Genomic DNA, 20,963 nt, shown 5'->3' with positions numbered 1-20,963 from the left:
TTTTATTTTAGAAGTATTTCTTACGTTGAGATGAAGGCAAGATCTTCAGCATGTCACGATACTTCGCAACTGTACGGCGTGCGATCTGGATACCTTCCACTTTAAGCATATCCACGATCTTTTGATCTGAAAGTGGATTTTTCGGATCTTCTTTTGCAACCAAATCTTTGATTTTGATTTTAACAGATTCACTTGCGAGCGAATCCCCGTCTGAAGAACTGATACCTGAGTTGAAGAAATATTTAAGTTCGTAAATACCTTGTGGAGTATGCACGTACTTTGCTGTCGTCACGCGGCTCACAGTAGATTCGTGCATGCCGATGTCGTTCGCAATATCTCTTAACACCATTGGTTTTAAGTACTCAGAACCTTTTTCGAAGAAATCGCGCTGATGTTTTACAATTGACTCTGTCACTTTGTAAATCGTGCGCTGTCTTTGGTGAATCGATTTAATCAACCACACCGCCGAGCGAAGTTTTTCCTGGATGTAGTCTTGAGTTTTATCACCCGTGGTTTTGCCACCTTTAAGCATGTTCTTATAGAAATTAGAAATCTTAAGGCGCGGAAGACCGTCTTCGTTTAAAGAAACAACATAATCGTCGCCCACTTTGTATACGTAAACGTCCGGAGTCACATAGTGCGTATCAGAACTAACGAACGCGCGACCCGGTTTTGGATCCATGGCATAGATGATCTTACACATCTCAACCACGTCTTCCACGTCACGACTCAAAGCTTTGGCAATCGCTTCGTAGTTCTTTTTTTCAAGATCTTTCAAATGATTATTGATCAAGTTGACAAGATCGTGAGTGTCTTCTTCCAAATGCTTGGCTTGAATCAAGAGGCACTCTTTAAGATCACGAGCGCCCACACCCGGCGGGTCAAATTCGTGAATCAAAGTCAGAGTGTCCTCGAGAAGTCCCAATTCAATTTTTTCTTCTTCAGCTAATTGCTCAAGAGGAATTTTGATATAACCGTCATCGTCGATAGCACCTATCAAAGCATCGGCGGCTTGCTCTTCTTCTTCAGAAAAGCCGTTCATCTTCACTTGCCAGTAAAGGTGATCATGCAAAGTTTGAGACGCCGTAATGACGTTCTCATAGTTCATGATCTCTTCAGAACCTGCCATTCCCGATTGAGGAGGCTTTTGGTTGGCTTCGATATAGGATTCCCACTCAAACTCATCTTGTTTTTGTGGGTCTTGCATGTTTTGTTGATCTGGAGCCTCTGTATGCTGAACTTCGTCAGCGGCTTCCTTGGTTCTTTGCAGATCCTCTTCTTTCAGAGTTTCTGCTTCTTCAAGGATTGGGTTTTCTTCAAGCTCAGAGCGAACAGCCGATTCCAACTCCATGCGTGACATTTGCAAAAGCTTGATCGCCTGTTGCAACTGTGGAGTGATCACCAGAGACTGGCTCAGGTTCATCGTCTGTCTGAGAGCCATGAAAGTCCTTCCTTAAAGTTTAAAGTTTTCGCCCAAGTAGAATTTGCGGGCGAGTTCGGAATTGGCGATTTCATCAGAGCTTCCGCTCACCTGAATCTTCCCGTCCTTCAGTATATAAGCATAATCGCAAATGCCCAAAGTCTCACGCACGTTGTGATCCGTTATGAGAACTCCTATACCTTTGGCCTTAAGGTCGCGGATGATATTCTGAATATCAGCGACCGCAATCGGATCAATTCCCGCAAAGGGTTCATCCAGCAAAAGGAATTTCGGCGATCCCGCCAATGCACGAGCAATTTCGACACGACGGCGCTCACCGCCTGACAACGCATAACCGTAGCTGTCACGGATATGGTCGACGTGGAAGTCACCAATCAGTTGCTCCAGTTTTTCCGAGCGTTGCGCGCCAGAGTAACCATGAGCTTCCAAAGCCACCGTGATATTTTCGGCCACCGTGAGTTTTCTGAAAATGCTCGGTTCTTGCGCAAGGTAACTTAGTCCTACACGAGCCCGTTTATACATGGGCTCCTGAGAAATGTTCACTTCATCGATATTGATCGTCCCAGAGTCTGATTGAACCAAACCCACGACCATATAAAACGACGTGGTTTTTCCGGCACCGTTCGGCCCCAAAAGCCCTACGACCTGACCTGATTCAACGGAAAAAGAAACGCCATCAACGACTTTACGTTTTTTGAAAGATTTAGAAATGTCTTTGATGGTGAGCATGCTCATTGTTCTTTATTCTCCACCTTCGCGCGAACTCTTTCAACCTTAACTCTTTTTCCGCCATCGAGGAAGATGATTTCTTCGCCGCTCAATTCATCATTGTTTTGAATGACTCGCGGACGTCCTTTGAACGTGTACTTATTCAACAAAAGGTCCAGGTTCACGCTTTCAGAGGTGGCGTATTTACTCGCATCACTTACGCGCACACCACCTTTAACCGCAACCGAACTTAAAATATCTTCGCCAGCTTTATACAAGAACGAAGCTTCCGGTCCTTCCAGTTTCATATTGTCGTAGTTCATGCGAACCGTGCCCAAAAATTTTGCTTCGCGGTTTTTTCCGCTAAACTCTGCACCGTCGGCGACAATTTCAAATTTCTTTCCATTTTTTTCCGGCTTCTGTGCTGTCACCTTATCCAAGATAGTCATTTTGGATTGGTCTACATAAGCTTTCATACGATTGCCCTTTAAGTACATACCGGCACCCGAAGTATCCTTCGGACCTTGCATCAAAACTTGCTCAGGGCTTTCGATAATACGCGTTTTTGAAGAGTAAAAAATCGAAGGAGTTTGAAACACGTACCCGTTTTCTGAGCGCGTGACGACGTTGCCGACAACACTCAGATCTTTGGTTTTTGCATCCATCGTTCCGGTGTCGCCGGTCACGGTGAATTCAATTTTTTCTTTATTGTAGAAAAGAACTTTTACTTTTTTGAGTTTAACGTTGCCGAGCCCTTGATTGCCCTCGGCTGTCGCTGCGAACAGCTCCCAATCGCGATTCCCCTGCTGACTTTCCACCAAGTGAACGCCTTGCATTTTTTGTTCAGCAAGACTGGATGGTTCTTCGACTTTTTCACCGCGTTTAATGCGTTCTTCCTTTTCTAAAGCCCGTTTATCTTGTTCTTCAACGCGGGCGCGAATGGCGGCTTCGTCTTCGTGCTCGAGGCGAGACGGAAATACGATAAGAACCTCTACAAACAAAAGGATCAGCAGAGCTACAAAAATGAGGTTCTTAAATTTAGCCATAGTTTGAGTGGTGCGCAGGCACGGTTAAGGTTAACGTCCTGCGCAGCATAACTGACTTTTAATTTGATGTCGATTCTTGAGGAAGTTTAGTCACTGCGAAATTAATTTCACCAGCGCCTGCCTCAGTGACCGTGTACAAAACTTTTTTGACAGTGAGGAAATCCACACCCTTATCGGCTTGGATCGTCACTTTGCTCCACGCATTAGGATCTTCTTCAACTTCACCACGAGTGGATTCAACCACGTCGCGGATCTTGTTTTGCAATTTGCTCTCCTGCTCGGCTTTTGATTTTGCCAAAGCTTCTTGCAATTGCGTTTTCAAGTTGGCGATATTCCAATCTTCCGCGGCTTTCACTTCTTCAAATGTCGCCACAGTGTCTTTATCCAAAAGAATTTCTTTATTGGAAATCGTCACTACGTGAGCGGGTTTCAATTCACGAACACTCGTGGCCTTGGGAAGAACAACTTCCTTCGGGATGTAAAGAATCTCTCCTGTTGCGTTGTAATTTTGCAGAAGGAAGATCACCAGAACCGTGAACATATCCACCATCGCCGTCAATGACAGCAAGGCCGTAACATCACGTTTCCCTTTACGCTTACTCAAGATGTTGTGATAACGGTGTCTTTCACCGGGTCTAAAGATGGCCATTAATTAGGCCCTCCTGTTGCAACGGAAATCGCTGAGAAACCTGCGGTTAAACAGTTGTCCATTGCTTTGATAAGCTGTTCATAAGGAATTGCATCTGCAACGCTGACAACCGCATCCACTTTTTCAGGATAAAGCTGTTTCACACGTTGCAATTGAGCGACCAGGCCGGCTTCGTCAAACTGTTCATTCACCATGGGAAGACTGATGATTTGTCTCCCAACAGTTAATACGTAACCCGCTTCCTTCACATCCACTTTCAAAACAACATCCGCATTCGGTGGAGGCGTTGGGGCTGGTTGAGTGTCCGACTTCTTCCCATAAAGAGAACTACCAATCTGAATCATAGACACTTGGGTCCATACGGCAGTGATCAACAAGAACGTGATGAGAACGCTCATCAAGTCGATGAAAGGCACGAGATTGAGCTCGATATTCTTTTTTCTACCGCTGGAATCGCCACTATCTATGTGAGCCATAGAAAACCTCTAGTCTAAGCCTGTTAGTCTTTAATCTTTTCTCTGTTCGCAACAACTAGGTTCAAAAGACTCATGCTTGTTTCAATCACTTCATTCTCTGTTTTTTGAATGCGGTGTTGGAACAAACCGTAAGCGACGATTGAAACGATCGCGACCAAAAGACCAAACGCCGTACAGTTCAAGGCGTGTGAGATACCTTTTGAAAGCTCAAGAGCTTTTGTTGCTGGATCGGCAGCGGCCACCGCACGGAACGAACCGATCATACCGATGATCGTTCCAAGAAGTCCGGCGAGAACCGCGACGTTACCAAACACAGCAAGGAAGGAAACCCAACCTTCTACTTTTGGCATTTCTCTCATAACGGCAGCGTCCATCGCCACTTGCACTTCTTCGTCAGGGCGTTTGTTCATCGCTTGAACAAGGCCTGCTTTCACAGTGTTTGTCAGAGGAGCTGGGCGCGCATCGCAATAGCTGATGGCCTGGCGCAAATCACCTGCTACGACCATTCTAAAAATTTGATCAGTGAATTCTTTTTTATCCACCGCAAGATTTTTTAGTTTCATCAATCTTTCTACGATCACAAACACGGCCAAGATGGCAATGACTGCGATTACGTACATGACGAAACCACCCTCAGCGAAAGCACGCTGGATGAAATTCACGTTGTCTACTGTTACTGTTGGGTTCACGGAAACTCCTCCTTAAAAAACTTTTTAAAAAAATGAAATTAGTTATTAGCCGGGTTCAAGACAAACGGATACGCCTGCACCTCGGCCACAAGACCTGGTGGAGGTTCCGGGAAAGTCCAACTTGCTAAACGATCACGAATGCAGTTTTCAACTTTAGGATTACCCAATGTTGAACTCTTCACTTTCACGTTACGCGCTTGTCCTTTTTCAACGATTTCCCAAGCTAAAATTATTTTACCTTCAAGCTTCGCACCTTTTTCCAAAGTGTTCAGCACGCGCTCATAACAACTTTGCAGTTCATGCTTCTTCGCACGAATCACACGACGAATCGCTTCTTTGTCGATCGTTCCATCAAAGGATTCTTCAAAGCCACCGCCTTCGATCGCCACTGTTGTTTTGCTACCAAAACCATCCGCAGCCCCGTAGGCAGCTTGACCCGATCCACGGCCTTTGGTTCCGATCCCCGCGATCCCTTGAGTCGCAGTTCCTTTACCGCCAGCGCCTGAATCTTTAAATTTAGATCCAAGGTCATCGCCAGCGCGGTCTTCATTGAAGCCCGCAGTTCCCGTCGCCTTGTCGGCCATACCTAGAACTTCGCCCGCTCCGGAATAAGCTTTGTCGATATTCGCACGACTTCCGCCACCACCGAAGGCGCTGAAAAGTCCCACTTTCGAAAGATCTTTATTCGAAGACTGAGCATTTGCTCCCGCCGTTTGCCCTGTCTTGATCGCGCCACCTTGACGAGTGGACGTGAATTTCTTCGTGCGATCTTTGGCATTTGGTTTTGGTGCCACTTCACTAGCACGCGCCGCTACTTGAGCTTTTTGCGACTGCTGGCCTTTTTCACCCTTCTTCTGAGCTTCCTTCGTCTGATCCGCAACAACCACTTTTTGTGGAGGTGTTGGAGTCGGCGTCGGTGTCGCCACAGGAGTTGGAGGCGGTGTTGGCGGCGGAGGAGTCGGCACCGGTGTCGCTGCTGGAGGTGGTTTATTGAAAATCACCTGCGCGATACGCTGAACTTCCTCTTGCTTATTTTCCTGCCAATCTTTTGGAAGAGTCGCAGAAATATAAAGAGCCAACAAACCAACAAGCACCAACGACATCACAAGGCCCGTCATTTCAGAGCCCGTAAGCATGATCGGAAGCATTGGCACCATCGGAGCTTGCGGTACAAAACGGATATAAACTGTGATGTTTCCACCCGGCAATGTCACACAAAGCATTTCATTTTGATCAACACGAACGTTGTAACCCTGGGCGCCTTTTTGCGCTTTTCCATTGCGAGCCAGATCTTCCACAGGTTGAATTCCCGCAGAGGAAACAAGTTCCACGTTCATTTCTGCTGTCGTGTTGACTTTCAGTCCCGCTGACATATCCAGCAACGGATAACCACGCGGCACCAACCCATCAGGCAAAGCAATGTGTCCATCACCTGCGTTCACGCGAACAGCTTTATTTCCCTTGAAGTGATACGTGTTCAGAATTCTTTCTTTCCACGCCACGATCACTTCAACAGTCGCTCCCTTGCCCGGTTTAAGATAAGTTCTTAAATCCTGAACCTCACTTGGAGGAGCAAAGGTTTTTGTCTTCTTCACTTTTTTATAAGCACCGCGATCTTTGCGAATCTCAGGACGAACTGGAGCCGCCGTGATCACTGGTTTTTCTTCAACCTTAGGAAGTTCAACAGGAATCACTGGCGTTGGCGCCACTTTGATTTCTTCTGTTTTTACCACCGCCGCAGGGGGCATTGGTGCTGGCTCTGGTTTTTTTACTTCAACAGGAGGTGGCGGCATCTCTACAGGAGCCGCGACAACTGTTGCACCGGGAGCCGCTTTTGGTTTGGGAACACCGATGAAAAATGCAATTTTAAAAGGACCGATCTCGATTTCGTCTCCGGAAGAGACCATCTCATCAAGAACGGCTTGTCCGTTTTTGAAAGTTCCTGAAGAGGAACCCAAATCACAGACGTAATATCCCATATCACGCAGCTCAATAAGACAGTGGATCGGAGACACTTGATCAGAGTCTAAATCCAAATGCACTTCGGCGTTATGTCCGATCACGATTTGATCTTGATCGAACTGTTTAACACCAACGAGCTGATTGTTTTTGAAAATTCTAAATATTAAAGGCGCTCTCAATTACCACCCCGAACCCGCTGTATATCTTCTGATGTTCGTCTCATCTCGGGTAAAAAATTTTGTCTAAGCTTAATCAAACGACTGTAATTAAAATTCTTCTTTTGGAAGAGATAAAAAAGATCCGGCTTTTGCGTTGAACCTTCGATCAATTCATCTTCGAAGTTCAACGTCGCCTTTCTTTTTGTCGTCGTTGTTGTCGTAGTGGTGGTTGTCGTCGAAGTACGATTCGATGTCTGCGCAAATGCCACTTCGAAAGCACAGATCATTGCAAACACGACTGTAAATTGTTTAACGAATCGCAACATAGTTTCCACCTTCACTCTATTTTAAACCAGCTTTCGCCTTATTTTCCAAAGCAATAATTCGATTGCGAGTATCTGCAGGCCCACCTACAAACTTTAGTCTGTTAATTACTTCCAAACCCTCTTGGTACTTACCCATATTATCGACCAACAGTGTTGCATAATTATAAAGAGCTTCTTTGTTGCTCGCAGAATCTTTCAAAATCGTCTTATATAAATCTTCCGCTTTTTCATATTTGCGGTTGGCTGTAAGAGCGATGGCGTAGTTGTTGAGAACTCTCGGATCTCTCACTCCGCGTCTGTAAGCGGTTTCAAGAACGACTTGTGCTTTTGAATAATCTTTTTCCTGAACGTAGATGGCACCAAGGTTCGCCGCCGCTACAGCTTCGTCGTTATTGATGTCCAATGCTTTACGGAAAGATTTGATCGCATCGCGCTTTTCATTCTGAGCAAGCTGAACAATACCCATGTTTGAGTAAAGCTCTGCCATTCTTGGATTACCAGCGATCGCCTTGCTTAAAAGGTAACGGCAAAGATCATAACGCCCACGCTTATAGTGGTACATCGCTAAAGCATTCAATGCTTTGGCGTCATTAGATGACTGTGCCAAGATCTGCGTTGAAGCTTGATAGATCTTTTCATCACTCTGTGACTTGATCGCCTCATTCAAAGCCGCATATTGCGACGGTGTCGTCGGAATTTGCGGGCGCACCGGTTCCTCGACAACAACGGGCTTCGGCTCTTCTTTGCGCACAACAGGAGCCTCGGTCACCGTTGGCGCTGTTGGAGCTGGAGCTTCGGTTTCATTCACGGATTGTGTCGCACACGCTGCCAATGTTAAAACAGGAAGTAAAACAATGATCTTCTTCATTATTGACCTATCCAATTCACTAAGCGGATGTCCGAACCAATCTCACCACCATTGTAGTAAGCTTTCGGATCAAGCTTATTCATATACTCATAAGCCGTTTTAAATCCGTCGTTATAGACTTCCAATTCCAACCCACGGTCGACCGCAAGTTTGAAACTTTCCCGGACTTTGGTATTGAATGGTTCGGCGAACTTCTCAACACCCGCTTTATATTGTTTTGTCTCTTCCGCGTTCAAGCCCGGAGGAAGTGGCGCATTTAAAATCGCCTGAGCCATGTTCTGGTTTGCTTCACCCAAGACACTCAAGGAACTTACGATTTCTTCAGCACTGTCGTACTTGATAACATCCGCAAGTTCGCTTGTAAGTTTTGTCAACAAAGCGACTTTTTTATCAGCAGCCGCTTTTTGTTTGTTCGGGTCCTTAGGGAACGAAATCGCTTTCATTTCTTTGAAAGTCCCCATGGCCTCGGCCAATTTCAATTTCGCTGCGTAAGAAGCACCGACACCTTTTTTATTTGGTGCAAAACGTCTTTGGATCGCCAAAGTTTTTTGCGCCCATTCACTGGATTTTGTGAGCGCTTTTTGGCGACCGTAAAGCTCGCTCACCCAGTAAGCACTTTCCACCACTTTTTCCTGATCACGACCACCACCTTCCACATATTCTGTGTAACGCGCAATCGCGGCACCGTTTTGACCGGCTTTGCGATGGATTTGGGCCATGCTGTAAACGGCTTCAATATTATCAGAGTGCTTTTTATTGAGCTTTGTAAATTCCGTGTACGAACGAATCGCCTCATCAGATTTTCCGAGGGCTTCATACAAAACAGCTGCGTTGTAAATCAAGTTCGGAGCCAATGGGTCCGTTGGATTTTCTTGCGCAGATTGTTTGTAAAGCTTCGCCGCCTCTTCAAACTGAGCCGAGTCTTGATATAGTTTTGCAAGCAAACGACGCACTTTTGGTTTTAGCTTATCCGCAGAAGGATCTTTAGAGGCCAGCACACCTTGATATGCTTGAATCGAAGGTCCATTCATACCCGCTCGCTCATAGTTCACGCCTGCATTAAACAAAGCTGTGATCGCGAGACTTGATTTCGGATTCTGTTTTGCAAAAGCATCGTAAACCTGGGCTGAATCTGCGTATTTTTTCTCCAGCTCCAAATCCTGACCGCGTTTGAAGGAAGCTTTTTCCATCACACCGCGAATATCAGACCCGGCCTTTGAAGATGCGATGGACGGAACGGCCAAGAGTTCGGCTCCCGTTTTTTCCAATCCCACATAGTCTTTTCTTAAGTTGTAGATATCCAAAAGAAGATTCGCAGAATATTCCGCATATTTTGTATTTGGATACTGTTGCACGATTTCGCGGAAATGCTTCGTCGCTTCGTCAAAGTGATTGCTTTGATAGTACAAACGACCCATGCGGAATTTGATTTCCACCGCTTTTTCCGACGTCGGGAACTTTTCCACATACCATTGGCCCGCTTTAATAAAGCGATCCACTTTTGGTTCCAAAGGCACAGGATCCAAAGAGTTTCCTACGCGCTTTTGCATTTCCTGATCAGACGGAATGCTTCTTTCCACTGCCAAGATCAAGTTCTGCGCGGACTTGCCATAGAACTTCGATTGAGGAGCGTTATCCACAACCCATTTGTACTGCATCGCCGCTTCATCGTATTTGCCCATATCATAGAGCAACTCACCGTAATAGAAGTGCATGTCAGAAGCTGTCGCTGAATCTGGAAATTCCTTGAGATAAAGCTGGTATCCGTCGTTGGCCTGCGCTTGAGAATAGGGTGCGCGAGAGTTTTGTGCCGTTTGATGCTGTTGCAAAACGTAATTGCGCAACGTGGTTTCGCGAAGCTTGTACGAATTTTCAATCAAATCTTTATTATTTTTATTGGCAGCATACCAAGCACTGCTCGCGTCGTAGTCTTTCACCCAGCTATAGAGTTCGTTCTTAAAGCGAGATGTGTTCTTAGCATAGTAATAGTTTTGAACAATCTGGTATTGGTACTCAAACGCCTTAGGAGAATTTGGATTTTGCGAAATCAAAAGCTTAAAGACTTCTCTGGAAGCGTCTTTGTTGCCACGATCTGAATACTGATAAGCCAAACGCTCTAAGTAAGAACCCGTGTTCTCGCCAACAAGGTTTTTAAAGTAGGAAGCGGCTCTTGCCGGATCGCCACCTTCAGCATAGAACACGACGATATCGCGCAATGCTTCGCCCTCAAGACGTGTGCGGTTGACCGTTTTGCGTCCCGCAAGCTGTTCACCTGTCTCAGATTTGCCGGTTCTGATGATGAACTCAAGATAGTTCATCGCCTGTTGGACTTTTCCTAAGCGGAACAAGCACCATGCTCCCTTATAAAGAGCAAACGTGTGCAGGCGGTGTTTCTTTTCTTTAATCAGATAAGAATATTCTTTATAGGCCTGGGCCCATTTTTCATTCTCAAAATAGTATTCCGCCAAAGCAAAATGCGCTTCACCCACGAAAGGAGAATTTGGATACCCTTTGGTGAGCTGCTCATAGTACTGAGCTCCTTTTTTCACTTCGCCTAACTCAAAATAGTTATAGCCAAGGAAGAAAAGTGCCTGGCTCATTTTTTCGTCACGAGGGAAATCACGTTGGAACCACTCGTAAAGCTGCACGGCTTTTTTATTGTATTCACGAGCTTCCGCTGTATCTAATTTCGGTTTTACTTTTGTTTTTCCCGCTTGGAAGGCACGCAGTTTCGCATCGTATTCATCTTGTCTGCGACCATCAATGAGACTCGCTTTTTCTACGTAAAGCTCGGCCAACCGAAGCCACAACTCACCACGGTTCGGACTCGTTTTAAATTTTTGCGTGAGCTTATAAAGTTCGCGGATTTGTTGATCCAGAACTCTTTCGTACTCTGCCTGCTCCCCGCCCGCTTCTCTTTGCATGATTTCCGAAGAGCGCGGCGGTTTCACTGATTCCAAGTTGTAACCTTTAACGTCTTCTTTAAATCCTAAATTCGATGAAGGCAGTGACGTGTCTGTTTTGGACATTTGCACACGTCCACCGCGACTGCCTTCGTTCGCTTGCGACAACAGTTCACCGACCGTCTTTTTCTTAACAGTCTTCGTCGTCGTTTTAACAACCTTTGCTTGTGCAAACACCGGGCTTACACAAAGAGCGGTCAGGAGACTTGAAACAAGAAGTTGATGCCTGTTGAATTTCATATTTTACTCGCAGCTTTGTTTGCCAAGATAGTGGTAGTTTCCAACCTCATCCAACCAGTATTCTCCCTGGAACGGATAGTATTCGTAACCGTTTTGGATGTAGAACTGACGGTCCACTTTCTCGTCGATTTGTTCTGTCCCGATGTCTTTACCAGCCATTTTCTTTTTAATGCTTTCTTTACGGCCCGTGATCATTTCATAACGGATGAATCCGGCTTGCTCGTAAAGGTCACGCAATTCCACGCGCATGTTTTGTAAATGCGCTTTCACCATATCGCCCACAGCAAACTTCGCATTGCGGCTGCGGTTTGCGAGAATTTTCAAAGAGTATTGACCCAATGGAGAAGCACGGAACGCGGAGTTCGATTCCACGCGCGCGCGTTCTTGAGTGAGCTTTTCGATATAGTGCATAGAGCGTTTCACGTCGCCTTGATCAAGCACATTGCGCAAAACAATGTAAGGCAAACGCAAGTTGGCGTTCTTGTCCGTGGTTTTCATGAAGTGGGCTTTTTCAATTTCTGAATAGAAAGCGCCCGCTTCGTTTGTCGACTTTAAGAAGTCACCGATTTTAGTGCGCACAGGTCCGTATGTTTTTTCAAACAAGCTGAGGACCTTTTCCATCTCGTCATACTTACAGATGTAGAGGTAAACGATGGCACGCAAAAGTAAACTCTCCGGCATATAAAAGTCTTCATAATATGCCGAGTGGAGAGTTTGGAAATTACTGAGGGCTGAACGGAAACGAGCTGCGCGAAGCATGGCCCAGCTGGATTCAAAAACCGCGTCATGCCACATGAGCGTATCACGCGGAACTTGGGCGTAAGATTCAATCGCCTGCTCCCAATCTTGTTTTTGATAAAGTGCGCGAGCCAAGCCCATTTGTGCCGCCACTCTGTTTGTGTCAGTCACCGGAGCTTTGCGACGAGCGTCTAACATTTTGTTGAACGTTCCAATCGCCAAAGACGGCTGATTGGCTTCAAGTTCGGCAAGCCCTTTGTTGTAAAGAGCTTGGAAGTAATAACTGCTTCCGTAACTGACGCGACCAAAAAGATCGGCGGCTCCAGAGAAATCTCTGTTGCGAAGTTTGATCTCTCCCAAACGGAAGTGGATCATGTCTTTCAAGTTACTCGGGAAATCATTGAGATCTACGCGAGAAACCGCGTAATTCAAGATCGTGTCATCCCCTAAAGTGTCCGCCACAATCGAAAGTTTTTCGATCGCAAGTTTGGAATACTTCGGATGTTTTGAACGGATCACGTCGACAAACTGGAAAGCCGCTGTTTGATAAAGTTTGAGCTCAATCAACATAGTTCCCAAGATGTACTTAATCTGGGGGCGATCCGCCGCTAATTCAGGACGGCGTGCGAGTGAAAATAGATTATTCGCTGCAGATTCATATTGTCCGCTTTGCGCCATACGAAGAGCGTTGCTCAACTGATTGCGCAGAGTCGCTTCACGAGTATTGCTGTTGTACACTGGAGCTGCTTTTCTTGCAGGCTTCAATGTTTTTCGTTGTGCTGAACTTGCAATCGGCAGTGTAAAACTTGTGGCTATCAGGAGTAGTAATAATTTTCTCATCGGTAACTAGCCTCCGGAAAGAACCAACTCATACCCACAGTGAGGAAGAGGTTGTTGAATGAATTTTGTGAACCGTCGATACCTTTAGCGTTAAAGAAGTTCCAGCTAAAATCCCAGCGAACGGCATAGGCCTTCGTCAAAGCGAAGATCTGGCCTGTTGCTAAGTGCAGTGTTCCTGCGTTCTCTCCAGCTTGCGTATTCGTTGTTCCGTATCCCGCAGAGAAATAAAGATCAAACGGTACGATCTTTTCGTTAAACCAGGTCATCTTCCCGTAGATCGGAACGTACATCAGATCAAGACCAATGAAAGATTTTGGATAAACTAAGTTCTCTGTGCTGACACCTTGGATGTCGCGAAGTTCTTCGGTCGTTTGTCTTTCAGAAGTCGTAAGACCGAAATAGTTCAGTTCCACGCCCCAAGATTCACTTAAGAAGTAACTCGCCTTAGCCACGCCACCGATCGTATTAAAGAACGGATTGTTGGTAAGGACCGTCGCGCCCCCAAAAAGTTGGAAGCGACCTGTTTTTGGCAAGAATCTTTTTTGAATGACAGAAATTTCTTTAAACGGAGCCAAAGTTCCAAGACCGGAGAAATCAGTGAGTGTGTTGTCTCTGGGTGCCGTTGATTCCTGGTAGCTTGGAGCTGAATTCGCAGGAGCTTGTTTCGCAGGAGCGGCTTTATCCAGTTCCAATTCAATCACGTCTAAATCATCACCTGTTTCTGACTGTGCTTTCACTCCCAAAGGAGCCAGCATCATCAGCATCAGAAAAATGTATGTTTGTTTTTTCATAAACATGCCCTTAGCTCCTCTTAAAATAGATACGAAAGACCGATGTCGAGATTGGTCGTGTAAAGAACTCTCTCTTGGAACTCATCGAATGACGGTTTTGGCGTTCCTTCGTGCATTTTACTTCCACCTAGGAAAGGCACCGGACCTTGATTCGCATAAAGACGCAAATCAAAGCGCAAAGCCCAATCTCTATTGAAATAAAATTTTTGACCCAAACCCACGGCAACAGCCGGATAAGTTTTGTGTTCATACTGAACAACACCCAAAGAGCCTGAGCCGTAAAGAACCGTATTAAATACCAAAGACTTCGTGATGCTCATCTTTCCGTAGAAAGCTTTTAAGTTGTAATCAGCCATGATGGTATTTTTTGGCATTGGAGCTTTAGACAAATCCAAATGAGTGGCAGGCGTCTTCTCGATTTGTTTTGCGTAATCTGAAAGACCTGACATGTTGTTTGCGAAGAACAAACCAATCGCGTGCTCTTCACTCCAGTTATAGTAAACACCCAGACCCAGTTTGCTGACGTTTGCAATAGGTTCCGTCATGGCGTAACCGTAGAAAACATCGACGTCAAATTTTCCTGCCGTGACCACATTTCTGTTTTTCACGCTCACTGGCTTATCAAAAACCGGAAGAACCGATTCTTGCGCCAACTCTTCAGGAGGAAGTTCGACAACCTCTGAAGCCGCAAAAGCCGCCTTGTGTAGCAACAAGGCAAGAACAATAATCATAACGGCTTTGAAACCATTTTTTAGCATGAATTACCTACCTGAGGAAAGAGCCCCATATTTATAGATGTAATCACAAACTTCTCTCACAGCGCCCATACCACCAGGTCTGCGAGTCACGTAATCAGCAACTTCAAGAACTTCATCAACGGCTTCTGGCACCGTCGCGCCAAAGGCCACCGTCTGCAAAAGAGGAACGTCAAAAATGTCGTCGCCGATGTAAGCCATCTCTTCAGGCTTTACTCCGGATTCCTGTTGCAGTTGTAAGAAAGAAGGCTCTTTGTCGAGAGCGCCTTCATAGAGATATTGAATTCCCAGATTTTTCACACGCGTGCGGATGTCTTCGGCCTTAGTTCCTGTAATCACAGCAATTTTGTAGCCGGAATCAATAAGACGTTTGATGCCCACGCCATCGCGAATAGAAAAGAATCGACGCCATTCTTTGCCATCAAACCAAATACGCGTGTCCGTTAAGACGCCGTCCACATCGAGGACCAACATCTTGATATTTTTCAATTTTGATATTTCTAATCCCACTGAATCATTGTGGAAAAGAATAGACAAGGGGGCAAGTGCCCTACCTTGATACAGGACTTAGGGTTGTATGACAAATAAGACAAAAGTCCAGCGTTGCTTAAATCAAAGACCCAAACTCTTCGAGTGCGTTTGATCCGCAGAAATCCAAGAAGCTAAATGCTCGGGAAACGGTGGAGCTTGCAACGAAAGGTTCAATACGTTCAAAAGGTCTTGAGGCGAAACAGTTCCACCCGTTTTACTTAAAAAACGTGCGCGAATCATTCCCAATGCAATCACTTCACCGCGACTGACGAATTTGTGCTCGAGATAAAGATATTTTTCGTCCCAGCTTATCAAGCGCGTGCAAAGTTCAAACTTTTGGAAAAGCTTCAGCGACCGACGAAAACGAATCATTTCAGAGGCCACAACAGGATACCATCCTTGCTCTGCAATCTTTTTTGCCGCCTGAGCGCGGATCATATAATCTGTTCGCGCCAAATCCTGGAGAGAAAAATAAACGCCGTTATTCATGTGCCGCAAAACATCTAAGTCCGTAGGCCAAACACGAAATGGAGTGGCACACTCCTCCATGATTTGAACGGGTTTACGAGAACGCGAAAATAAAAGAATATAAAAAAGACGGAAAAATAAATTCATAACGTCCTACTTTCGAGATTCCAATTCGCTCACACGATGTTGCAAACGATAAAGTTGTGCTTCCATATCTTTTATTTTTGCTTTGAGTTCTTTGACGTCCGCACTTTCATTCACTGAAGAAGGCGCATTGGGATCTCCAAGAATGCCTGCGCCGATTTCAGCCCGTTTCAAATTGAGTTCTTGCAAGGCTTCAACGTCTTGTTCGTCGACTTCTCCGGAGTCCGCATACTGATGCTGCATCGCCTTTTGCTGTTCATGAATCTGGCGGCTTAATTGAGTCATCTGCTGAAGACTTGCGTAAGTCTTTTTGATGCGCCCAAAGTTTGGCGGAAATTCCCCTGTGACAACGGAAAAAACAATGACAAACATAACGATGGAAATAAAAAGACTTCGCAAGACGGAACCTGCGATCTTGCCCAGGGCTTCGCGCATGAAATACTCCTTAAATGACATTTGACTCAACGATGCAGCTCATGGTCAAGTGAGTCTATACGAACACGAGGAGACTTCCATGAAAAGCATTCTACTAGGTCTTGTTCTTTTACTCACACTCACTTCATGCACCAAAAAATCTGAAAGTCCTGAAGGAACTGTCTCCAGTCAGGCCAAGCAAGAACTCGTGGTCGGAACAGATGCAGCTTACGCTCCGTTTGAAAGCGAAACTGCAGACAAAACGGTGCAGGGTTTTGACATCGACATTTTAAAAGCTATTGCTGAAAAGTCGGGATTGAAACTTAAATTCGTGAATACTCCATGGGAAGGACTTTTCAGCCAGCTTCAATCCGGCGACCGTGACATTTTGGTATCCGCTATCACCATCAATGACGAACGCAAAAAGGTAATGGATTTTTCTGAACCCTATTTTGAAGCTGTGCAATTGATCGCCCTGCCCGCCTCTTCGAAAATCACCAAGTTTGATGAATTGAAAAATTCTAAAATTGGTGTGCAAACTGGCACGACAGGAGACGAGGTTTCAAGCCGTCTTTTGGGCAAATCAAATCCCAACATCAAAAGATTTGAAGGAACACCTTTGGCCCTTCAAGAGCTAGAAAACGGTGGAGTCGATGCCGTTGTTGCCGACAATGGTGTTGTGAATAACTTCCTGGCCAACAATCCAAAAACTTTTAAAACGATTTCTGATGCCAGCTTTTCAAAAGAGTATTACGGCATTGCTGTTAAAAAAGGAAACGCGGAACTTCTAAAGAAGATCAATGACGGCTTATCTGCTATCAAAGCGGATGGCACTTACGATCGTATTTATAAGATTTATTTCGGTGAGAAAAAGAACTGATGTTTTCGTGGTTTCGCACTGACATCATCGTTGAATACTGGCCTTTGTTTTTACAAGGGCTTTGGACCACCCTCGAACTGACCATCATCGGTGTTTTCTTTGGAACGGTTTTGGGACTTCTGCTGGGATTAGGTAAAATTGCCCAGGCAGAACGCGGACCCTGGAAATGGCCTTTGCGAATTTTAGCCAAAGCGCCCTCCCAGCTTTACATCACGTTTTTTCGCGGTACCCCTCTCTTCGTACAAATTCTTTTAATTCATTTCGCCTTGGTTCCGATGCTGATTCATCCGGAAAATGGACTTCTTATCAGTGGCGATTTGGCTTTGTATTTAAAGCGTGAATATGGGGCTTTCATTTCCGGTGCGTTGGCACTGAGTTTAAACTCCGGCGCCTATATCGCAGAAATTTTCCGCGCGGGAATTCAATCCATCGATCGCGGGCAATTCGAAGCCGCGAGATCTTTGGGGCTTAACTATTTTCAGACTATGAAAGCTGTGATTATTCCTCAAGCATTTCGGCGCATGCTTCCGCCATTGGGAAATGAAGCGATTATGTTACTGAAGGATTCTTCTTTGGTATCAGCAATCGGTCTTGCGGAACTCGCTTACGCGGCAAGAACAGCTGCCGGTGCGTACTCCCGTTATTGGGAACCGTATCTTTTTATTTCCTTCATATATTTGATTATCACGCTCGGCATGTCTTACGTCGTTCATATTCTTGAAAGAAAGTATAAGAACTCATGATTCAAGTAAAAGATCTGCAGAAATTTTTTGGTTCTAAGCAAGTTCTTAAAGACGTCAATTGTGAGATCAAAGACAACGAGGTCGTGTGTGTGATTGGCCCTTCAGGTTCCGGCAAAAGCACTTTTCTTCGCTGCTTAAATGCTCTTGAAACAGCCAATGGTGGCATGGTTAAAGTCGATGGTTTTACCGTGACAGCTCACGAAACAGATTTAAATCTTTTACGCGCTCACGTGGGCATGGTGTTTCAGCGCTTTAATTTATTCCCGCACATGACGGCACTTGAGAATATCTGCCTTGCGCCCATTTCTGTGAAAAACATGTCGCGCGCAGAGGCTGAAAAAAAAGCTCATGAACTTCTGAAACGCGTGGGGCTTTCTGACAAAGCGGACTCTTATCCTAATGAACTTTCCGGTGGACAACAGCAGCGTATTGCTATTGCCAGAGCGCTAGCTATGGAACCGCAGGTTCTTCTGTTTGATGAACCGACATCGGCGCTGGACCCGGAAATGGTGGGCGAAGTTTTGGATGTTATCAAGTCTCTCGCTCACAGTGGAAAGACGATGGTGATCGTGACGCACGAAATGGGTTTTGCTCGTCAGGTCAGTGACCGTGTGTTCTTTATGGACGCAGGTCAGATCATGGAGGAAGGAACTCCGGAGAAGATCTTCTCTCATGCGCAGAATGAACGGACTCGCAATTTCCTTAGCAAAGTCCTTTGAAAATATTGCGCCACTGTCAATGTGTTAGGGCACGGTGAAGCTCGCTGTGCCGCTTGCAGATTGAGTTCCACTGCTGACATTTGCCTTCACATTATAAATTCCTTTGGCGGGTTTACGAGACAGTTTGTATTTATAAATAGCATTGCCATTTGATCCTGTCGTCGCTGAACCTGTGATAATTTTTCCATTTGGATCTGAAATCGAAAAAGTCACATTCAAGCCGCTGGCGGCAACTCCCCCCAACATAACATTTGCTGTCATACTCACTGTATTTCCCGCTGAATATGAAAGCTTATCCGTTCCAACCGAAATGCTCAAAACTTGAAGAGAGACCACCGAATAATTCGACGAGGCACTAGCTGAATAAGCCCCTACACTTGCCGAAGTCGCTACTAAATAATTTCCTGAGGCGGAGGAAAGAGGAGATGTCACTGCAAAATTAATATTTGCACTGGCTCCTGATGCCAAACTGACAGAAGTACTTGCAAGAGAAGCATTCCAGCCACTCGGAACTGAAAAACTAAGACTGTAGGTACTGACAGAACAAGCGGAATTGTTATTGTTTTTCACGGCCATGGTGTAATTTAAAGTTGTCCCTGGATAGGCCGAACTTGAGGTTGTCGGCATTAAGATCACAGTGGGATTCGACATCGTACAATTGGAAGCAACGGAATAGATTGCGGCCCCACTGCCAATATAAGAATTTGCGGCCCCATTCACTGCAGAAACAGAAATATTATAGGATCCTGCCGCAGAAGAACTACCAGAAGCGACCGTAAGTGTACTGTCTCCTGAAGCTCCAGGAGCCAAACTTAAAGATGAGCTGCTAAAACTAAAACTAAATCCACTTGGAACCACTGAACCCAAATTGAATGTCGAAGACGAACAAATAGAATTGTCATTATTTTTAACCGATACAACATAAGCCACTGGTGTTCCAGGCAGGACGGCTCTGGGCGCTGCGGGAGAAATCGTCACACTGGGGTTGGATCTAATACAAACAGGAGTGTTAGTGCCTGAGGTACTCACACTCACTGTCGCACCACGACTGTCCGCGGACAATAAAGTCAACGTGACGCCACCTGAATCTGTAAATGGAATTCCCAAAGGCAAAGGCGAATCATTCCAATCGTATGCAATATTCGAATTACTAGCAGGAGTCATATCTAAAAGGAGGCTCGTATCTCCATTTCCTTCAGTACCGAGATGAACCAAAGGTCCGCTGGTTGTTCCAGGCCTATTTATTAAAGGACTATCCAAATTGATCGCTTGCCGATATTCAAGATAGTACCAAGTTTTTGCGCCGGTGGTTGCATCGACACTCTTGAGTACTTTGACAGCTTTAATTCCAAGGGTTGTCGCGGCATAGGGCTCTATAGTCACCATCGCACTGCCATTTTCTACAGTGACAATCGAAGGCGAAGTACCATAATTCAACCAGCCTAAATTTTCCTTTTGAAAAGCATTATAATGAGTAGGCTCTCCGCCTCCCATAGTATCAAACCAATCCCCATATTCACTCTTTGTACAACTACTTCCAAGAACCGTCGTGCCACATTCCAAAGAATGAGAATGCCATAAGCCAAGATTGTGACCGAACTCATGAGACACCGCCCGCATTTAAATCAAACCATTAAGCCACGCGGTTGACGGGCTTCCACCCACTGTTCCCAAACCTGCCCATGTGCAAGTCGAATTTTTCGGAAATACAATGATGTGACGTTGATAGGCATTTACATCGACTCCCATTGCGGCGACTGTTTGCAAGACCTGATCTCGAATAAGTATAAAATCACACGTCTGCGCCATAGGAAGCGTATACCAACCAAAAACATTTCCACTCATAGAGGTTTGCTGAAAAGAATTTTCTTTAATAAAGTTATTCGCTTCACCAAAAACCACTGAGTTGAGTTGGGAGACCGTGTAGGGCTGCACAACGTTATCTTGAAAATTCACTAAAAAAACAGCCGTCTTTTGCACTCCGAAAGTGTTTGGTGCTGGCGACGCCAATACCTGCACGCTGCCCGATGAAGAATCAAGGGCCAAAACATTTCCACTGAGCTCGCCTTGAACTTTTATCTGAGCGCCCGTTCTAAGAGTTGTAGGTGCTTTATTATTGAATTTTAAAAGAGTTCTTTCTTTATTATTCCCTTTTAAATAATAAAGATACTTGGATGATGAGTCCCTATTGTCTACATGAATAATTTCAAGCTCACCTTCGAGATTTTTTTTGCCAAGATTGGCCGTGGTCATATTTTGAAAGAACAGTAATAGAAAACTGAGAACCATGGCTATCACACCATAGCGAGCATGCTTTAATTCCATATCCCCCCAAGGCAATATACTATTTCATCTCGTATTTTGCATTTTACCAAATTACAGAAATTTAAGGGTGCCTCTTCAAATAAGTATGA

At 45.3% G+C, this 20,963-nt stretch carries 21 protein-coding genes; 3 read left to right on the top strand and 18 right to left on the bottom strand.

Going from position 1 to position 20,963, the window contains the following annotated elements; translation table 11 throughout:
* Window positions 1–7: 7 nt before the first annotated feature.
* The 16 genes from rpoN to ACLSSO_RS03880 all read right to left on the bottom strand — a co-directional run bounded on the left by rpoN (window position 8) and on the right by ACLSSO_RS03880 (window position 16,228).
* The gene (gene rpoN / locus ACLSSO_RS03955; RefSeq protein WP_295903620.1) at window positions 8–1,441 is read right to left on the bottom strand and encodes an RNA polymerase factor sigma-54; all 1,434 of its coding nucleotides are present in this window, start codon (window positions 1,439–1,441) and stop codon (window positions 8–10) included.
* Window positions 1,442–1,453: 12 nt separating this feature from the next.
* Entirely contained in the window at window positions 1,454–2,176 is a 723-nt protein-coding gene (gene lptB, locus ACLSSO_RS03950; protein ID WP_295903622.1) for an LPS export ABC transporter ATP-binding protein, read from the bottom strand.
* Window positions 2,173–3,195, bottom strand: a complete 1,023-nt coding sequence (lptC, locus tag ACLSSO_RS03945; protein ID WP_295903623.1) for an LPS export ABC transporter periplasmic protein LptC — start codon at window positions 3,193–3,195, stop codon at window positions 2,173–2,175. Before lptC ends, lptB begins: the two co-directional genes overlap by 4 nt.
* A 58-nt stretch (window positions 3,196–3,253) precedes the next feature.
* Window positions 3,254–3,844 carry an ExbD/TolR family protein gene (locus ACLSSO_RS03940; protein WP_295903626.1) on the bottom strand — a complete coding sequence of 197 codons (591 nt, stop codon included), beginning with the start codon at window positions 3,842–3,844 and terminating at the stop codon, window positions 3,254–3,256.
* Window positions 3,844–4,320: an ExbD/TolR family protein gene (locus tag ACLSSO_RS03935; RefSeq protein ID WP_295903628.1), complete on the bottom strand. Its 477-nt coding sequence runs from the start codon at window positions 4,318–4,320 to the stop codon at window positions 3,844–3,846. Before ACLSSO_RS03935 ends, ACLSSO_RS03940 begins: the two co-directional genes overlap by 1 nt.
* A gap of 23 nt (window positions 4,321–4,343) precedes the next feature.
* Window positions 4,344–5,009 carry a MotA/TolQ/ExbB proton channel family protein gene (locus ACLSSO_RS03930; protein ID WP_295903632.1) on the bottom strand — a complete coding sequence of 222 codons (666 nt, stop codon included), beginning with the start codon at window positions 5,007–5,009 and terminating at the stop codon, window positions 4,344–4,346.
* A 38-nt stretch (window positions 5,010–5,047) separates the two neighbouring features.
* Complete coding sequence (locus ACLSSO_RS03925; protein WP_295903635.1) at window positions 5,048–7,150, bottom strand: AgmX/PglI C-terminal domain-containing protein; 2,103 nt, start codon at window positions 7,148–7,150, stop codon at window positions 5,048–5,050.
* A complete protein-coding gene (locus ACLSSO_RS03920) occupies window positions 7,147–7,455 on the bottom strand; it encodes a hypothetical protein (protein WP_295903637.1) in 309 nt (102 codons plus the stop codon). Before ACLSSO_RS03920 ends, ACLSSO_RS03925 begins: the two co-directional genes overlap by 4 nt.
* Window positions 7,456–7,471: 16 nt before the next feature.
* Window positions 7,472–8,323, bottom strand: coding sequence for a tetratricopeptide repeat protein (locus ACLSSO_RS03915; RefSeq protein ID WP_295903641.1), 852 nt, complete (start codon window positions 8,321–8,323; stop codon window positions 7,472–7,474).
* Window positions 8,323–11,526 carry a tetratricopeptide repeat protein gene (locus ACLSSO_RS03910; RefSeq protein ID WP_413944123.1) on the bottom strand — a complete coding sequence of 1,068 codons (3,204 nt, stop codon included), beginning with the start codon at window positions 11,524–11,526 and terminating at the stop codon, window positions 8,323–8,325. The genes ACLSSO_RS03915 and ACLSSO_RS03910 overlap by 1 nt, the downstream gene beginning before the upstream one ends.
* Before the next feature lie 3 nt (window positions 11,527–11,529).
* Complete coding sequence (locus ACLSSO_RS03905) at window positions 11,530–13,104, bottom strand: tetratricopeptide repeat protein (protein ID WP_295905285.1); 1,575 nt, start codon at window positions 13,102–13,104, stop codon at window positions 11,530–11,532.
* Window positions 13,101–13,895: an outer membrane beta-barrel domain-containing protein gene (locus tag ACLSSO_RS03900; protein WP_295905286.1), complete on the bottom strand. Its 795-nt coding sequence runs from the start codon at window positions 13,893–13,895 to the stop codon at window positions 13,101–13,103. The genes ACLSSO_RS03905 and ACLSSO_RS03900 overlap by 4 nt, the downstream gene beginning before the upstream one ends.
* A gap of 20 nt (window positions 13,896–13,915) precedes the next feature.
* Window positions 13,916–14,653 (bottom strand): outer membrane beta-barrel domain-containing protein, encoded by a 738-nt coding sequence (locus ACLSSO_RS03895; protein ID WP_295905288.1) that lies wholly within the window; start codon window positions 14,651–14,653, stop codon window positions 13,916–13,918.
* A gap of 3 nt (window positions 14,654–14,656) precedes the next feature.
* Window positions 14,657–15,139: a KdsC family phosphatase gene (locus ACLSSO_RS03890; RefSeq protein WP_295905290.1), complete on the bottom strand. Its 483-nt coding sequence runs from the start codon at window positions 15,137–15,139 to the stop codon at window positions 14,657–14,659.
* Window positions 15,140–15,262: 123 nt separating this feature from the next.
* Window positions 15,263–15,796: an acyl-CoA thioesterase gene (locus ACLSSO_RS03885; protein WP_295905291.1), complete on the bottom strand. Its 534-nt coding sequence runs from the start codon at window positions 15,794–15,796 to the stop codon at window positions 15,263–15,265.
* A 6-nt stretch (window positions 15,797–15,802) separates the two neighbouring features.
* On the bottom strand, window positions 15,803–16,228 hold the full coding sequence (locus ACLSSO_RS03880; RefSeq protein ID WP_413944122.1) for a hypothetical protein: 426 nt from the start codon (window positions 16,226–16,228) through the stop codon (window positions 15,803–15,805).
* A 79-nt stretch (window positions 16,229–16,307) separates the two neighbouring features.
* On the opposite strand from ACLSSO_RS03880, the gene ACLSSO_RS03875 reads away from it, so the two are divergent.
* From ACLSSO_RS03875 to ACLSSO_RS03865, 3 genes are read left to right on the top strand one after another with little or no spacing between them, the layout of a single operon-like run.
* Entirely contained in the window at window positions 16,308–17,087 is a 780-nt protein-coding gene (locus ACLSSO_RS03875) for a basic amino acid ABC transporter substrate-binding protein (protein ID WP_413944121.1), read from the top strand.
* Window positions 17,087–17,830 (top strand): amino acid ABC transporter permease, encoded by a 744-nt coding sequence (locus ACLSSO_RS03870; protein WP_413944120.1) that lies wholly within the window; start codon window positions 17,087–17,089, stop codon window positions 17,828–17,830. The genes ACLSSO_RS03875 and ACLSSO_RS03870 overlap by 1 nt, the downstream gene beginning before the upstream one ends.
* Window positions 17,827–18,549: an amino acid ABC transporter ATP-binding protein gene (locus tag ACLSSO_RS03865; protein ID WP_413944119.1), complete on the top strand. Its 723-nt coding sequence runs from the start codon at window positions 17,827–17,829 to the stop codon at window positions 18,547–18,549. The genes ACLSSO_RS03870 and ACLSSO_RS03865 overlap by 4 nt, the downstream gene beginning before the upstream one ends.
* Window positions 18,550–18,573: 24 nt before the next feature.
* Here the strand turns inward: ACLSSO_RS03865 and ACLSSO_RS03860 are convergent, their stop codons facing one another.
* Window positions 18,574–20,169, bottom strand: coding sequence for an NEW3 domain-containing protein (locus ACLSSO_RS03860; protein ID WP_413944118.1), 1,596 nt, complete (start codon window positions 20,167–20,169; stop codon window positions 18,574–18,576).
* Window positions 20,170–20,874, bottom strand: a complete 705-nt coding sequence (locus tag ACLSSO_RS03855; RefSeq protein WP_413944117.1) for a hypothetical protein — start codon at window positions 20,872–20,874, stop codon at window positions 20,170–20,172.
* Window positions 20,875–20,963 lie beyond the last annotated feature (89 nt).

Source organism: Bdellovibrio sp. HCB-162, assembly GCF_047344985.1.
In the GTDB taxonomy this organism is placed as follows: domain Bacteria; phylum Bdellovibrionota; class Bdellovibrionia; order Bdellovibrionales; family Bdellovibrionaceae; genus Bdellovibrio.
This window is presented reverse-complemented; position numbering and strand designations above follow the sequence as displayed.